A 15064-nucleotide genomic window follows, 5' to 3' on the forward strand; every position below is an offset into this window, starting at 1 on the left:
CGCGGCGTCCGCCCCACGGCCCGGCTGGCGCCTGCCGCCGCCGGCAGCGCTTCTTCCCGCGTTCAGCCGAACGAATAAGCACTATCGAGCGGGATGATTTCTAGCGCAGCGGCGCGGTTGTTAGCCTTTCGACCATTCCCCCAGGAAAGCGAATCCAGGAGCCGGTCATGGCCAAGGCACTCATCAGCGTACTGTTGTTCTCCCTCGCCCTCGCCGGCTGCGCCAGCGACTACAACCCCTCTCGCCCGTACAGCAGCGACGAGGTCAGGCAACTGGCGCTGGAAGACCTGGCCCGGCGCAGCCTGTCGTTCGAGGAATACCAGGCCAAGCGTCAGGCAATTCTCGAGGAAAAACCGCAAACCGCCGTCAGCCAGTCCAACGCCGCCCTACGCAGTACCGCCATCTGAGGCCTTTTCGAACGGCCAAGAGAAAGCCCCGCGATGCGGGGCTTCTTCGTATTCGGGGCTGGGCGGTCAGCCGCAGGACAGGCGCTTGATCACCAGCGTGTCGTCGACATCGATGTTCAGCCGGCGCGGGTTGTAGTCCATGGTCACCGCATCGTGCGGGCGCAGCGCCCGGGCGACTTCCGCTCCGGCGGCGCGGCGGGCCTCCTCGACGATGGCCGCGGAAGCCTGCTTGCCGACATAGGCCTGCACCGCATTGGCATCGCAACGGCCGTCCGCTGCCGGGGTGGCCGCGGGCGCGCTGGCGCTGCCGGTGGCTACGCTGGCGCCTTCGGTGGACGGGCTGTCGCCGTTGCTGCTGCAACCGGCGAGCAGGGCCGCGAGAACGAGTGCACTGGAAAACTGCTTCAAAGGCATACCGCCTCCTCTGATCTTCTGGGATCGCCACCTTACCAGTGGCATGGGTTTCCTGGCGAAACTGCAATCCGCGCTGACAAATTCGCCAGCTTCAGTCGCCGCTCAGGCGCTGCAGTTCGCGACGCACCATGGCCGCGTATTCCGGCGGACGCAGGAGGTAGAGCTGGCCCGCGACCCAGTCCAGCCAGCGGCCGCCCTGTTCGGCGCGGGCGTCGAGCAGGCGCCGCGCCTCTTCCTCCGCCCGTTGCCGGTGCTGCCGATGGAATGCCTGGCGCTTCGACAGGCCGGAGGCATCTCCGGTTCGATCGTCGGAAGTGTCGGTCATGGCTCTCTTCGCAACCTGCTGCACAAGTCGGACATTCTAACCGAGGAACGCCGTTGCCGTTCGCGGCAAGCGCTTGCCTCCGCCCCGCCCTGCGCCATGCACCGAGCCCTCTGGCGCGGGGTTCGGCGACCTGGCACGGCCCTTGCGACGGAGCGGCGGTCATTCATTTCCATGGAGGCAGGTCATGAACAGCATCGGTCCCGCCAGCCTTTCCGGCTGGTCTGCGCGTTACCCGAACAACCAGCGGCAAGCCAGCACCGAGATCGGCAACGGCGATCTGCTGAAACCGCGCCCCGCCCTCGGCACGCCATTGCGCAACGAGGCCGCCGATCCCGCCACGGAGTCCGCCCGCCAGGCCCTGGACGAGGGTTTCGCGAAGCTGAACCTGACGCTGAAGCAGAACCAGGCGAATGCCACTGCCGGCGCCAGCGAAGGCAAGTCGGCCTATGACGAGTTCAAGGAGTACATGCAGAAATCGCCCGCCGAGCGGATGCGCGAGCAGGTCCTGAAGAGCCTCGGCCTGACCGAGGAGGAACTGGACGCGATGCCGCCGGAGAAACGCGAACAGGTGGAGAAAGGCATCGGCGAACGCATGCGCGAGATGATCGCCATGCAGAACGGCCAGGCGCCGGGACGGCAAGAGGACCCGACGCAGGCCGGCGCGACGCTGAACGCCTGGATCTGAGCCAGGCGCGCGCCAGTCTCTCAGCGCTGCCGGGCGACGACGCGCTTGGCGTAGCTGGCGCGCTCCATCTCGCGCACTTCGACGCTGACCTGCACGCCCTCCTCGCCGCCGCCCGCCACCGCTCCGGCGAGCACCTCGCCGAGCACCTCGCCCAGCGCCTGGCGGGTCGCCGCGTCGCGCCCGTCGAGGATCGACAGGCAGGCATGCAGGTAGGCGCGCTCGACCGCTGCGGTTCCCTGCCGGTAGGCCTCCAGGGTGACGAAGCGCGACTTGATGTCCGCCTCGCCGAATTGCCCGGAAGCGAACAGCGCGGCATTGGCCTGCTCCAGCAGTTCGCCGGGGGACGTTTCGAGGCGGAGGTTGGCAGTGGCTTCGATGACGAGATGCGGCATGCTGGCGGGCCTTGCGGGGAATGGGGAGCGGGATTCTAGCGGCTCGACGAGCGATGCGACAGCCGGCCTGCGCCTGCGTGGCTCAGATCAACCCGGCGGCCGCGAAAACCCGCGCGTAGATGGCGCGGATCAGCGCGTCTCGCAGGCCTGCCGCTGGCCCTTGGCCGGCGTGTACAGGTAGCCGGGCGTGTCGCCCGCCTGGCGGTACAGGACCGAACCGTCGCTATAGGAAATCGCGCTCAGCGCCTGGCCATCGGCGAGGCTGCGGACATCGCCGCCCAGCGACTGGACGCTGCTGCCGTCGGGCAGCTTGAGACTGGCGAAACCGTCGATCACCTCGAGTTTGCCGAAGTCTCCGCAGTGCAACGCCAGCGGCCCGGAAGCGGCCTTTCCGTCCGACGATGAATCCCCGCAACCACCCAGCAGCGACAGAACCAACAACGCGGGGAGAACAGCGGGCTTCATCGGGGAGTCCTTTGCGGATGAGCGGAAGACGGGACTCTACCACCTGCCGGGCAGCGGGAAAAACCGCTTCGGCGTACGCTGTCATGCAACGGCAGGCGCACCTGTGAGACAATTCGCCGAATGCCAGGCATCACACCCCGCCTTCATCGCGCTACAGCCACGTCATGACGCTGGCTGCGGCACTCCACGAATGCCCGCAGGATCGCCCCATGCTCCAGATGGAGCGCAGCGGAAAGCCGAGACCGGCAGCAGACCGGTATCGCCATGGTCCAGGCGTGCGTAAGTCCTCTATAGGTAAAGAAGTTGATCTCCACCGCGAATATCACCATGCAGTTCGGCGCCAAGCCGCTGTTCGAGAACGTTTCCGTCAAGTTCGGCAACGGCAACCGCTACGGCCTGATCGGCGCCAACGGTTGCGGCAAGTCGACCTTCATGAAGATCCTCGGCAACGACCTGGAGCCGAGCGCCGGCCAGGTCATGCTGGAACCCAACGTGCGCCTGGGCAAGCTGCGCCAGGACCAGTTCGCCTACGAGGACTTCAGCGTCATCGATACGGTGATCATGGGCCACGAGGAACTCTGGGCGGTGAAGGCCGAACGCGACCGCATCTACTCCCTGCCGGAAATGAGCGAGGCAGATGGCATGGCGGTGGCCGAGCTGGAAGTCCAGTTCGCCGAGTTCGACGGCTACACCGCCGAGTCCCGCGCCGGCGAGCTGCTGCTCGGCCTGGGCATCCCGCTGGAGCAGCACTTCGGCCCGATGAGCGCCGTCGCTCCCGGCTGGAAGCTGCGCGTACTGCTGGCCCAGGCGCTGTTCTCGGACCCGGACGTGCTGCTGCTCGACGAACCGACCAACCACCTGGACATCAACACCATCCGCTGGCTGGAAGGCGTGCTCACCGCGCGCAACAGCACCATGATCATCATTTCCCACGATCGCCACTTCCTGAACAGCGTCTGCACCCACATGGCCGACCTGGACTACGGCGAGCTGCGCCTGTTCCCGGGCAACTACGACGAGTACATGACCGCCGCCGAACAGGCCCGCGAGCGCCTGCTGTCGGACAACGCCAAGAAGAAGGCGCAGATCGCCGAGCTGCAATCCTTCGTCAGCCGCTTCTCGGCCAACGCCTCCAAGGCCAAGCAGGCCACCAGCCGCGCCCGGCAGATCGACAAGATCCAGTTGGAAGAGGTCAAGCCGTCCAGCCGGGTCAGCCCGTTCATCCGCTTCGAGCAATACAAGAAGCTGCACCGCCAGGCGGTGACCGTGGAAAACATCAGCAAGGGCTATGACGGCAAGCCGCTGTTCAAGGGCCTGAGCCTGCAGGTCGAGGCCGGCGAGCGCGTCGCCATCATCGGCCCCAACGGCATCGGCAAGACCACCCTGTTGCGCTGCCTGGTCGGCGACCTGCCGGTGGACGGCGGCGAGGTGAAATGGACCGACAGCGCCGACGTCGGCTATTTCGCCCAGGACCATGCCGACGACTTTGCCGACGACATGAGCCTGTTCGACTGGATGGCCCAGTGGACCCAGGGCGGCGAACAACTGGTGCGCGGCACCCTCGGCCGCATGCTGTTCTCCAACGACGAGATCAAGAAGTCGGTGAAAGTGATCTCCGGCGGCGAGCAGGGCCGCATGCTGTTCGGCCGGCTGATCCTCAAGCGCCCCAACGTGCTGGTGATGGACGAGCCGACCAACCACCTGGACATGGAGTCCATCGAGGCGCTGAACCTGGCGCTGGACAACTATCCGGGCACGCTGATCTTCGTCAGCCACGACCGCGAATTCGTTTCCTCGCTGGCTACCCGCATCATCGAGCTGGGCGAGAACGGCGTGACCGACTTCAGCGGCAGCTATGACGACTACCTGCGCAGCCAGGGCGTGATCGTCTGAGTCCCCGTCGCGCAACGCGAAAGCCCCGCATCCGCGGGGCTTTTTCATTCCGGCATGAACGCGCAGGGCCTATGGGGAGCGCGACTCAGTCGACGTAGCCGGCCATCATCGCCGCGCGGGTCGCCAGGCGCTGGCCCTCGGCGATCTTCTCGCGCTGTTCGGCGGTCAGCTCGCGGGGCGGGTGGTCCTTGATGTAGGCAGCCACGTTCACCCCGATGTAGACGATCAGGGCGGCGGCGATCAGGACGTTCTTCGGATTGATGTCCGAGCGCCGCTTGCAGGCTTCGCAGATGCCGCTCTCGACGAGACGGGTCGCTCGGGCGCCGCAGTTGCGGCAGTAACACGCGCTCACAGGCCGGTTCCTTGTGCTTGTAATTGTCCGGCCAATCTACACGCAGCGCGCCGCTGCGCACAACGCGAAAACCCCGCCGAAGCGGGGTTTTCCGATGACGCGGGGATCAGGCCGCGGCGAACTGCCCGGCGATCTGCCGGCGGGCGGCGGCGATGGCCTGGGCGCGGGGCTCCTCGCCATAGGCCAGGCCTTCGGCGCGAACCACTTCGATATCGGTGATGCCGAAGAAACCCAGCACGGTGCGCAGGTAGCCTTCGTGGGCCGCGCCGGTCGGCTGGCCGGCATGCACGCCACCGGCGGTGGAGACGATCACCACTTTCTTGTCGCCGGCCAGGCCAACCGGGCCGTTCTCGGTGTAGCGGAAGGTCTTGCCGGCGACCGCGATGCGATCGATCCAGGCCTTGAGCTGGCTGGAGATGGTGAAGTTGTACATCGGCGCGCCGATTACCACGACGTCGGCGGCGAGGAACTCTTCCAGCACTTCTTCACCCACCGCGACTTCATGCTTCAGCGCGGCATCGCGCAGCTCCGCCGGGGTGCTGCCGGCGGCCAGGGTCAGGGCGGAGAAATGCGCCACCGCGTCGGCGGCCAGGTCGCGGTAAGTGACGTCAAGCCCGTCTTCGTTCTGCCGCCAGGCCTGGACCAGCTCGGCGCTCAGTTGGCGGGAAGCGGAGGCGTCGCCGAGGATGCTGGAATCGATATGCAAAAGTTTCATGTCTCGCTCCTGAAAGTGGGGGATCGCAGTGTGGCGATCGAGTGGTTTGCATCCTACCGGCAAGGCCAATCGACGATTAGTCGGTAGAAACATGACTATTCGTCCCACACATAGGACAATCTGTTTTTCCCCCCAGCGGAGCGCCTGCATGCCCCACGACCTCAACGACCTCTACTACTTCGCCAAGGTGGTGGAATGCGGCGGCTTCGCCGCGGCCGGACGCGAGACGGGGATTCCCAAGTCGCGCCTGTCGCGGCGCATCGCCGAGCTGGAGGAGCGCCTTCAGGTGCGCCTGCTGCACCGCACGACACGCAAGCTGGCGCTCACGGAGGTCGGCGAACGCTACCTGCAGCACTGCCGCAACCTGCTGCTGGAAGCGGAGATGGCCGAACAGGTGATCGCCGAGCTGAGCGTCGAGCCGCGTGGCCGGCTGCGCCTTTCCGCACCGGTGGCCATGGCTTCGAGCAACCTGGCCGACCTGTTGCCGCGGTTTCTCGAACGACACCCGCAGGTCCAGCTGGAAATCCTCCTGACCAACCGCCGGGTCGACCTGCTCAACGAGGGGGTGGACGTGGCACTGCGCGTGCGCGAACTCGGCGACGAGGACCCTGCGCTGGTCTGCCGGCGCCTGGCTCCGGCGACCACGCAGATCCTCGCCGCCCCGTCGCTGATCGCCGGGCGTCGCCTGGAACATCCGGAAGACCTCGAAGACCTGCCCTTCCTCGGCGCTATTCATAACGACCGCAAGGTCCACGCGACCCTGATCGGGCCGGATGGCAGCCGCTACCAGTTGGAACGCGAACCGCGCCTGGGCGTCGACGACTTCGTCCTGCGCAAGAAAGCCGCCGTGGCCGGCCTCGGCGTCACCCTGCTGCCCGAAGGCTACTGCGACAGGGAACTGGCCGATGGCAGCCTGGTGCGCATCCTGCCGCAGTGGACCTTGCCGAAAAGCACCATGCAGGCCGCCTACCTGCCGCGCAGCAGCCAGATTCCGGCTATCCGTGCTTTGATCGACTTTCTCGTGGAAGCCCTGCAACGCCCCTCGGGCGAGACCGGCCCAGCCTACCGCCGCGCCCGCGAGTGAGCCGCGCCGTTCAGCCGATCCGCTGCAACAGCGCGGCGGACAGGCGCCCGCCGAGCAGGCTGTCGAGCCAGAACGACTGGTGCAGCAGGACGATGCCCCAGAACACCAGTTGGAACGAGAGCTTGCGGGTCTTGTGGCGGAATACCTGCTGCGCGACCAGCGCGCCAGGCCAGCCGCCGAGCAGCTCGAACAGGTGCAGGCGGACCTCCGGGGTACGCCAGTCGCCGCGTGCGGCGCTGCGCTTGTCCTGCCAGTAGAGGGCGAATGCGAGCAGGCTGGCCAGCGGATAGGCCAGCAGCGGCCAGAGGGCCTGTCCGTCCAGGTACATCCGCCAGGCACCAGCGGCCGGCAGCACGCAGAGGATCAGCAGGACCAGCAGCTTCGCCAACGGGCGCTGCAACGCGCTCGGCGGAGTCGGCGCCGGCCGCGCCTGGGCCCGCGTCACCGGCGCCTGGGCGCCACGGCGGACAGTTGGCGGATCGATGGTCAGCGCGTCCAGCCGCGCCCTCTCGGCGCGCAGGCGGCCCTGGGCATCCTGGCTGGCGAGAAACCACACCTGGTCGCCCTGGCGGGGACGGCGGTCGCCGCGGAACGCGGAGATATGCAGGAAGACTTCTTCCCCGCCGGTCTTCGGCAGGATGAAGCCGAAGCCCTTGTCGTCATACCAGCGGCTGATCATGCCCGGCTTTTCCATATCCACATCCACTCGCTCGCTACCCGTTTCGCGCTGCATTCTAGCCACCCGCGGCGGCCAGACGAAAAAAGGCGCGGCTCGCGCCGCGCCTCTTGCCTGTTCCCGGGCCTCACACCTCGCCGGCGGTGCTCCAGTCGATCAGGTGGAATTGCCAGGTCGCCAGGATCAGCAGGCCGAAGGCGATCCGATACCAGGCGAAAGCCGCGTAGCTGTGGTTGCCGATGAACTTCAGCAAGGCGCGCACCGCCAGCATGGCGAAGACGAACGAGGTGACGAAGCCGACGGCGAACACCGGCAGGTCCTCGGGGCGGAACAGGTCGCGGTACACGTATCCGGAATAGACCGCCGCGCCGACCATGGTCGGCATCGCCAGGAAGAACGAGAACTCGGTGGCCGCCTTGCGCGAAAGGCCGAACAGCAGGCCGCCGATGATGGTCGCGCCGGACCGCGAGGTGCCGGGGATCATCGCCAGGCACTGGGCACAGCCGATCTTCAGGGCGTCCTTCCAGGTCATGTCGTCGACGTGTTCGGCGCGGATCACATGCTTCCGGCGCTCGGCCCAGAGCATGACCACCCCGCCCACCACCAGCGCCAGGGCGACGGTGATCGGATTGAACAGCCACTCGTGGATCAGGTCGGCGAACAGGACGCCGAGGACTACCGCCGGGAAGAACGCGATCAGCAGGTTGGCGGTGAAACGCTGGGCCTGGCGCTGGCTCGGCAGGTCACGGACGACTTGAAAGATCTTTCCCCGAAATTCCCAGACGACAGCGAGGATCGCCGCCAGCTGGATGATGATGTTGAACGCCTTGGCGCGTTCGCCGCCGAAGCCGATGAGGTCGGCGACGATGATCTGGTGCCCGGTGCTGGAAATCGGCAGGAACTCGGTCAGCCCCTCCACGACGCCCAGGATGAACGCCTGGAAAGCAGTCCACCACTCCATGTTTCTCCCCCTTCTACTACTGTCCCGAACGAGCTTTCGTTGTTCTCGGCGATACACTCGCCGTCTTTTATGAAGGCCTTACGACTCCGAAGAACCCGACCAGTTCCCCCACTGCCGAAGTCGAAACCGGCGGGCATGCTACCAGAGCGGCCGGCCAGGAATCTTGGAATTCTTGCCAGCCGGCGTCTGAACAAATCTGTCCGCGCCCGTCCCCTCCGCCCTGGTCTTCGCGAAGCGCCGGATACATTCGCTACAATGCGTCCTCGTCGCATGAGGGCCTTCCGTGTCACCCCTTGAACTCTTCGCCGCTTCGCTCGGCGCCATCGCCGTCTACCTGACCGTCCGCCAGAATCCCTGGTGCTGGCCTATCGGCCTGGTGATGGTGGCGCTCTACGCCTGGATATTCTTCGAGGTGAAGCTTTATTCGGACATGCTCCTGCAAATGGTCTACGCGGCGCTACAGCTCTATGGCTGGTGGCAGTGGACCCGCGGCGGGCAGGACCACGACGGCCGCTCGGTGAGCCGCCTGAACGCCGCGCAGCGCCTCTACGGGCTCGGTGCGGGCCTGGTCGGCAGCGTCGCGCTCGGTTACCTGATGGCCAACCACACCGATGCCGCCAGTCCCTGGTGGGACGCCGGATTGACCGCCTTCAGCCTGGTGGCGCAATGCTGGATGGCGCAGAAGCGCCTGGAATGCTGGGCCCTGTGGATCGCCGTAGACGTGCTGTTCGTGGCGCTCTTCGCCAGCAAGGCGCTGTACCTGACCGCCGCCCTCTACGCCCTCTTCACCCTGCTGGCGATCCACGGCTGGCGGACCTGGCGCCGCGACCCGGCATTGCGCGAGGGCGTCGCCGCATGAAGGTGCTGGTACTCACCGGGCCCGAATCCAGCGGCAAGAGCTGGCTTGCGGAGCAGCTCCAGGCCCGCTTCGGCGGCCGGGTGGTCGGCGAGTACGTCCGCCACTTCATCGACGAACAGCGCCGCGACACCTGCTACGCCGACATCCCCGCCATCGCCCGCGGGCAACTGGCCTGGGAGGAGGCCGCTCGCGCGGAACGGCCGGCGCTGCTGATCCTCGATACCCACCTGCTGAGCAACATCCTCTGGAGCCGGATTCTCTTCGGCGACTGTCCGGACTGGCTCGAACCCGCCCTGCTGCGGCGGCGCTACGACCTGCACCTGCTGCTCTCGCCGGAAGGCGTGGCCTGGAGCGCCGACGGCCAGCGCTGCCAGCCGGAACTGGCGCAGCGCCAGGCCTTCCACCGCGAATGCCAAGCCTGGCTGGAGCGGCATCGGCAGCCCTACCGCGCCATCGCCGGCGACTGGGCCGAGCGCCGGCGCCAGGCTTTCGCCGCAGTGCAAGGACTGCTCCAGGACGGCTGAAGGGCCGGCCCTGTCACGCCAGCGATACACCGCCAGCACAGTCCGGCCCTTGGCGCAGAGCGTTTCGCGACGGCGCCGCGGAAAGCTGTCTCGGCGCTGAAACAGCTCCGGGCGCTTCCCCGGCAGGCTTGACCCCATGGTCGGCGGGCCTGCTGTTGCACGGATGCAACACTGTCCGCCAGGGTCCCCCGGCGCTCACCTCCAAGCCCTTGATGGACAAGGAAAACGCAAAACCGGCACGCCCCATGCTCGCTCCCTGCCAACGCTGATTAGGGCTCAGCGCCAACGAAGGAAGCGCCATCATGTCGGGGAGTTCGCTACGCATCGTCGTTCCAGCGCTGCTGGTCATCGTCGGCTCCGTGCCGGTGAGCCTCCCCGCGCATGCGGCGGATGGTACGATCGTCGTCCAGCGCCAGGTCCAGCCACGGGTCGCCTACCGTCCGAGCATGGTGCCCGACCCACATCCCACCGTCGTCGACACCAACGTCTCCGCCGAGGTCAACGCCCTCGCCAACGGGGCGGCCAGCGGCAATACCGTGAGCCGCGAACTGGGCGATGCCGACTTCGCCATCGTGACCAGCGGTTCCGGGATTCGCAGCATGATTCTCACCGGAAGCGCCCTGCCGGGTTTCGCCAGCCAGCCGGCGAACCCGGCGACGGTCCAGGCCGTCGGCAACCTCGGCACCACCCACGGCGCGGGAGGCGGCGCCGGCGCAGGCCTCGCCGGGCAGATCAACGGCAGCCTCAAGCAGGGCCTGGCACCGCTGCAGATGCTCGGGGGTGGTCAATGAAGCGCCTGTCCGCCCTCCTCCTCGCCTTCGCCTGTATCGCGTCGCTCCAGGCCGACCCGCTGGCCTCACGCAATCGCGCCAGCATCGATGACAGCGGCACCTACCGCGGCAACTTCGCCCTCAACCAGGCCGCCGGCGACGCCCAGCAACAGAGCAACGTTCGTGTCGTCGCGGTAGGCTCCGCGGCCCTCGTCGGCAGCGACCAGCGCCAGCATCTGCAACTCGACGCCAGCCAGCCGATCGCAGCCAGCGCCAGCATCTCGGGGGCGGCGCTGCGCGGCAGCGGCATCCTCGGCGTCAACCAGGGCGCCGGCCTCGGCAACCAACAGATCAACGCCTTCCGGCTGAGTCTCAGCAACGGCCCGGAAAGCCTGGATGACAGCGTTCTCGCGCAAAGCGTGGCGCTGACCAAAGTCTCCGGTTCGGCCACTCCGGTCCCGGGGGGACGCAGCGTCTCGACGGACGATCGCGCCTTCGCCGGGAGCAGCGGCGTGGTGCAGGTGAACCAGAGCGCTGGGGTGGGCAATCAGTCGATGAACACCCTCAGCGTCAGGGTCATGGAATGACTCTGCCAAGCCAACACAAGCCCAACACTAAGCACAGAAATGCAAGGAGAAACGCCATGAAAGCGACTATGGTCCTGACCCCGCTGGCCCTGGCAATGGCTGCAGTGCTGTCGGTATCGGCCTACGCCGGAAACGAAGGTGGCTGGCACCCGCCGAAACCCAACCCGCAGTCGAACAACAAGGGCGGAGCCACGGCCCTGGTGGTGGATACGCAGCAGAACTACAACAACAAGGTCAGCAACTTCGGCACGCTGAACAATGCCTCGGTGAGCGGCTCGATCAAGGATGCCTCGGGCAACGTCGGGGTCAACGTCGCCGCCGGCGACAACAACCAGCAGGCCAACGCCGCCGCGCTGGCCAGCGCCGACGCCAGCTTCGTGTTCGGCACCGCGACCGCCAGCACCAGCGTGCTGCAGAGCGGCTACGGCAATACGCTGAACAACTACTCCAACCCCAACACCGCATCGCTGAGCAACTCGGCCAACAACGTCTCGGGCAACCTGGGCGTGAACGTCGCCGCCGGCAACTTCAACCAGCAGAAGAACGACCTGGCCGCCGCCGTCTCCAACGGCCAGTACAGCACTGCCGGTAGCGCCGCGTCGCAGACCTCCACCGGCAACACCACCGTCAACAGCGCCAACTACGCCTATGGCGGCACCTACGTGTCGCTGAAGCTGAACGCCGACGGCAGCTACAAGGGCACCTCCGACCAGATCGGCGACGTCTACCTCGACACCTGGGAAGGCCAGACCCATCCGGGCGGCAGCAATACCGGCCACATCGACGTGGACAGCCAGGCCCAGGGCGCCAAGGACCTGAACCACGACGGCGGCGCGTTCGCCTTCAAGGAAAAGGGCGACGTCGACCTGAAAGGCACGGTGTCCGGCTTCATCCCGGCGATCGTCGGCTTCAAGACCCCGGTCACCAACAACGCCAGCCTGAGCAACTCGTTGCAGAACGTCTCGGGCAACGTCGGGGTGAACATCGCCGCCGGTGGCGGCAACCAGCAGAGCAACTCCCTGTCCATCGCCGCCGGTTGCAGCAGCTGCCCGGCCGGTGGCGAGAGCCTTGGCTTCTGATCCTGGCCCAGGGGTTCCGGCGCCAGCCGGAACCCTTTTCCATCCGACACAGGAACCGGCCATGCGCACGCTCATCCTTTCCCTGCTGCTGCTCGTCGACCTCACCGCCCAGGCGGCGACCCTCGGCTTTCCCGCCCTGCCCGGCGGCGGCCTGGTCTACAAGCAGGTGCAGAGCATCCGCGAGCGGCGCTTCGCCGACCTGGTCGAGCAGAAGACCGATTTCAGCTGCGGCGCCGCGGCCCTCGCGACCATCCTGGAGAAGGCCTACGGCGCCCCGCTCGACGAGCAGGCGGTGATCCAGGGCATGCTCGCCCACGCCGACCCGGAGATCGTCCGCACCCAGGGCTTCTCCATGCTCGACATGAAGCGCTACGTCGAATCCATGGGCATGCGCGCGCGCGGCTACCGGATCGAGGCGGCGCAACTGGAACAACTGAAGATCCCCGCCATCGTGCTGATGGAAATCCGCGGCTACAAGCACTTCGTCGTCCTGCAACGCACCCAGGGCGAGTACGTGTACGTGGGTGACCCGGCGCTGGGGCACAAACGCTACGCGCTGACAGAGTTCGCCAAGGGCTGGAACGGCATCGTCTTCGCCGTGATCGGCCAGGGATACGACCGCGGCAATCCGCTGCTGACGCCGCCCGAGCCGCTGACCGCGCGCAATCGCCTGGACCGCTTCAAACCGGTCAGGGACGCCGAACTGATGGAATTCGGCTTCATCCAGAGCGATTTCTTCTGATCGCAGGAGCCGGATGCTCCGGGAGCACGCCATGTACACGCACCACTGCTTCGTCCTCGCCTGCTGCCTCGGCGCTGCGCTGCCCGCCCCCGCCAGCGACCTGTTCGCCCCCGCCGAACTGAGCGACCAGGAGCTTTCCCATCTGCGCGGGCGCTATGTGCTGCCGGGGCGGATCGTCAGCTTCGGAGTGACCATGAGCAGCACCTGGCAGAACGCCAGCGGCCAGGTCCTCGGCGCGCGCGTCGACCTGCAGGTGCGGCAGAACCTGGCGCGCCCGGTCCTCAACGTCACCCTGGTCGATCGGCCAGGCGACGCCCCACCACCCGCCGCCGGCAACGGCCAGGTCCTCGGCGGCGCCGGACTGGCACAGACCCAAGGGGTCAGCCAGAGCATCCGCACCGCCGGCGACCACAACAGCGCCAGCAATGGCGTCAGCATCGAGGTCCGCCACGGCGACGCGCCGCCGCCACTGCCGGGCGGCACGCCGCTGGAAGGTGCGCTCGCCCTCAGCGGCGAGGCCGGCACGGTGAAGGTCACGCCGAACGGCGGCGCCCTGCAACTGGCGATCCAGGCCAGCGGCCAGGGCGCCAGCCTGCAAAGCCTCGGCGCCGGCGGCCTGGTGCAGAGCGTGGCGCTCAGCGGAAACCGCAACCTGGTGCAGAACCTGGCGGCGCTCGAGGTGATGCTCAAGGACCGGCCGGGCGCCGATCCGGCACTGAATTGCGCCTGGGAGCAATTGCGCGCGCTGCGCCCCAGCGGCTACTGAAAGTTGATCTAGTCTGAAATCACTGTGCTATCGGAAGGCCATAAAAACGGAACGGCAAACATGACCCAGACACTCTCGCTGCGAGCTGTCCTCTGCGCCACCACCCTGGTTTCCCCGTTCCTGGCGCAGGCCGCGACGGAGTCCGAGGTCGAGGCGCTGAAGAAGGAACTCCTGGAGCTGCGCCAACGCTACGAGGCCCAGCAGAACGCCCTGATGGTCCTCGAACAGCGCGTGCGCCAGGTCGAGGCGCAACCCCAGGCGCCGCAGCCGCAACGCCTGGTCAAGTCGATCCAGCCGCCGGCGCAGGCGCGCAACGACGCCAACGCGGTCGCCGGCACCTACGGCGCCAGCCTCAAGGACGATGGCGCGCCCGCGCCCAGCGTGGAAAACATCTACCAGGACGCCAGCGGCTTCTTCGGCGGCGGCACCTTCAGCCTGGAGACCGGCCTCACCTACAGCCACTACGACACCCGCCAGTTGTTCCTCAACGGCTTCCTGGCGCTGGACTCGATCTTCCTCGGCAACATCGGCGTGGACCAGATCGATGCCGACATCTGGACCCTCGACCTGACCGGCCGCTACAACTGGAACCAGCGCTGGCAGGTGGATATCAACGCCCCGGTGGTCTATCGCGAATCGACCTACCAGTCCGCCGGCGCCGGCGGCTCGACCTCGCAGATCACCGAGAAATCGGTGACCGGCGACCCACGCCTGGGCGACGTCAGCTTCGGCGTCGCCTACAAGTTCCTCGACGAAAGCGAGAGCACCCCGGACGCGGTGGTCAGCCTGCGGGTCAAGGCGCCCACCGGCAAGGATCCCTACGGCATCAAGCTGAAGCAGGTACCGGGCAACAACAACCTCAACGTGCCCGACGACCTGCCCACCGGCAACGGCGTCTGGTCGATCACCCCGGGCATCTCGCTGGTGAAGACGGTGGACCCGGCGGTGCTGTTCGGCAGCCTGTCGTATACCTACAACTTCGAAGAGTCGTTCGACGACATCAACCCGCAGCAAGGCGTGAAGACCGGCGGCAAGGTCAAGCTCGGCAACTGGTTCCAACTCGGCGTCGGCGTGGCCTTCGCGCTGAACGAGAAGATGAGCATGTCGTTCTCCTTCTCAGAGCTGATCAGCCAGAAGAGCAAGGTCAAGCAGGACGGCCAGAGCTGGCAGACCGTCAGCGGCAGCGACGCCAACGCCGGCTACTTCGGCCTGGGCATGACCTATGCGGTGAGCAACAGGTTCAGCATCGTGCCCAGCCTGTCCATCGGCATCACTCCGGACGCGCCGGACTTCACCTTCGGCGTGAAATTCCCCTACTACTTCTGAGGGGCATCGTGCCGTTCGAGCCTGGGCATGCCCTACCCCTCG

At 66.9% G+C, this 15064-nt stretch carries 20 protein-coding genes; 12 read left to right on the forward strand and 8 right to left on the reverse strand.

The window, feature by feature from the left end:
* Positions 1-167: 167 nt before the first annotated feature.
* Positions 168-407, forward strand: a complete 240-nt coding sequence (locus AC1RB9_RS15650; RefSeq protein WP_003088496.1) for a hypothetical protein — start codon at positions 168-170, stop codon at positions 405-407.
* A 66-nt stretch (positions 408-473) separates the two neighbouring features.
* Here AC1RB9_RS15650 and AC1RB9_RS15655 read toward each other — a convergent pair whose 3' ends face one another.
* A complete protein-coding gene (locus tag AC1RB9_RS15655; protein ID WP_003088494.1) occupies positions 474-821 on the reverse strand; it encodes an I78 family peptidase inhibitor in 348 nt (115 codons plus the stop codon).
* Positions 822-912: 91 nt separating this feature from the next.
* On the reverse strand, positions 913-1146 hold the full coding sequence (locus AC1RB9_RS15660) for a hypothetical protein (RefSeq protein ID WP_003450286.1): 234 nt from the start codon (positions 1144-1146) through the stop codon (positions 913-915).
* A gap of 184 nt (positions 1147-1330) precedes the next feature.
* Between AC1RB9_RS15660 and AC1RB9_RS15665 the strand changes: the two genes are divergently transcribed.
* Positions 1331-1831 carry a hypothetical protein gene (locus AC1RB9_RS15665; RefSeq protein ID WP_003139775.1) on the forward strand — a complete coding sequence of 167 codons (501 nt, stop codon included), beginning with the start codon at positions 1331-1333 and terminating at the stop codon, positions 1829-1831.
* A gap of 20 nt (positions 1832-1851) precedes the next feature.
* On the opposite strand, the gene AC1RB9_RS15670 is transcribed toward AC1RB9_RS15665, so the two are convergent.
* Together AC1RB9_RS15670 and AC1RB9_RS15675 are read right to left on the reverse strand one after the other, a co-directional pair.
* Positions 1852-2223: a 5-carboxymethyl-2-hydroxymuconate Delta-isomerase gene (locus tag AC1RB9_RS15670; RefSeq protein WP_003139776.1), complete on the reverse strand. Its 372-nt coding sequence runs from the start codon at positions 2221-2223 to the stop codon at positions 1852-1854.
* A gap of 129 nt (positions 2224-2352) precedes the next feature.
* Entirely contained in the window at positions 2353-2688 is a 336-nt protein-coding gene (locus AC1RB9_RS15675; RefSeq protein ID WP_003119150.1) for a hypothetical protein, read from the reverse strand.
* Between the two features lie 303 nt (positions 2689-2991).
* On the opposite strand from AC1RB9_RS15675, the gene AC1RB9_RS15680 reads away from it, so the two are divergent.
* Positions 2992-4581 carry an ABC-F family ATPase gene (locus tag AC1RB9_RS15680; protein WP_003111315.1) on the forward strand — a complete coding sequence of 530 codons (1590 nt, stop codon included), beginning with the start codon at positions 2992-2994 and terminating at the stop codon, positions 4579-4581.
* Between the two features lie 85 nt (positions 4582-4666).
* On the opposite strand, the gene AC1RB9_RS15685 is transcribed toward AC1RB9_RS15680, so the two are convergent.
* Positions 4667-4933: a hypothetical protein gene (locus tag AC1RB9_RS15685; RefSeq protein ID WP_003450285.1), complete on the reverse strand. Its 267-nt coding sequence runs from the start codon at positions 4931-4933 to the stop codon at positions 4667-4669.
* Between the two features lie 106 nt (positions 4934-5039).
* Entirely contained in the window at positions 5040-5648 is a 609-nt protein-coding gene (gene azoR2 / locus AC1RB9_RS15690) for an FMN-dependent NADH-azoreductase AzoR2 (RefSeq protein WP_003088332.1), read from the reverse strand.
* A 148-nt stretch (positions 5649-5796) separates the two neighbouring features.
* Here azoR2 and AC1RB9_RS15695 point away from each other — a divergent pair, with 148 nt between their 5' ends.
* Positions 5797-6732 (forward strand): LysR substrate-binding domain-containing protein, encoded by a 936-nt coding sequence (locus tag AC1RB9_RS15695; protein WP_003119152.1) that lies wholly within the window; start codon positions 5797-5799, stop codon positions 6730-6732.
* A 10-nt stretch (positions 6733-6742) separates the two neighbouring features.
* Here the strand turns inward: AC1RB9_RS15695 and AC1RB9_RS15700 are convergent, their stop codons facing one another.
* The gene (locus AC1RB9_RS15700) at positions 6743-7465 is read right to left on the reverse strand and encodes a DUF1294 domain-containing protein (protein WP_023082774.1); all 723 of its coding nucleotides are present in this window, start codon (positions 7463-7465) and stop codon (positions 6743-6745) included.
* 70 nt (positions 7466-7535) lie between these two features.
* Positions 7536-8369 carry an undecaprenyl-diphosphate phosphatase gene (locus tag AC1RB9_RS15705; protein ID WP_003113476.1) on the reverse strand — a complete coding sequence of 278 codons (834 nt, stop codon included), beginning with the start codon at positions 8367-8369 and terminating at the stop codon, positions 7536-7538.
* A 283-nt stretch (positions 8370-8652) separates the two neighbouring features.
* Here AC1RB9_RS15705 and pnuC point away from each other — a divergent pair, with 283 nt between their 5' ends.
* The 8 genes from pnuC (at position 8653) to AC1RB9_RS15745 (ending at position 15022) form a co-directional block, all read left to right on the forward strand.
* Positions 8653-9228, forward strand: coding sequence for a nicotinamide riboside transporter PnuC (pnuC, locus tag AC1RB9_RS15710; RefSeq protein WP_003088324.1), 576 nt, complete (start codon positions 8653-8655; stop codon positions 9226-9228).
* Positions 9225-9752, forward strand: coding sequence for an AAA family ATPase (locus tag AC1RB9_RS15715; protein WP_003450281.1), 528 nt, complete (start codon positions 9225-9227; stop codon positions 9750-9752). The genes pnuC and AC1RB9_RS15715 overlap by 4 nt, the downstream gene beginning before the upstream one ends.
* A gap of 302 nt (positions 9753-10054) precedes the next feature.
* Positions 10055-10543: a hypothetical protein gene (locus AC1RB9_RS15720; RefSeq protein ID WP_003113478.1), complete on the forward strand. Its 489-nt coding sequence runs from the start codon at positions 10055-10057 to the stop codon at positions 10541-10543.
* Entirely contained in the window at positions 10540-11109 is a 570-nt protein-coding gene (locus AC1RB9_RS15725; RefSeq protein WP_003113479.1) for a hypothetical protein, read from the forward strand. The genes AC1RB9_RS15720 and AC1RB9_RS15725 overlap by 4 nt, the downstream gene beginning before the upstream one ends.
* Before the next feature lie 56 nt (positions 11110-11165).
* Positions 11166-12188 (forward strand): hypothetical protein, encoded by a 1023-nt coding sequence (locus AC1RB9_RS15730; RefSeq protein WP_003113480.1) that lies wholly within the window; start codon positions 11166-11168, stop codon positions 12186-12188.
* Between the two features lie 61 nt (positions 12189-12249).
* Entirely contained in the window at positions 12250-12930 is a 681-nt protein-coding gene (locus AC1RB9_RS15735) for a C39 family peptidase (protein WP_003117395.1), read from the forward strand.
* 13 nt (positions 12931-12943) lie between these two features.
* Positions 12944-13696, forward strand: a complete 753-nt coding sequence (locus AC1RB9_RS15740) for a hypothetical protein (protein WP_003144431.1) — start codon at positions 12944-12946, stop codon at positions 13694-13696.
* 60 nt (positions 13697-13756) lie between these two features.
* On the forward strand, positions 13757-15022 hold the full coding sequence (locus AC1RB9_RS15745) for a transporter (protein ID WP_003088309.1): 1266 nt from the start codon (positions 13757-13759) through the stop codon (positions 15020-15022).
* The last annotated feature ends 42 nt before the right edge of the window (positions 15023-15064 follow it).

The organism is Pseudomonas sp. 20-5, from assembly GCF_056782835.1.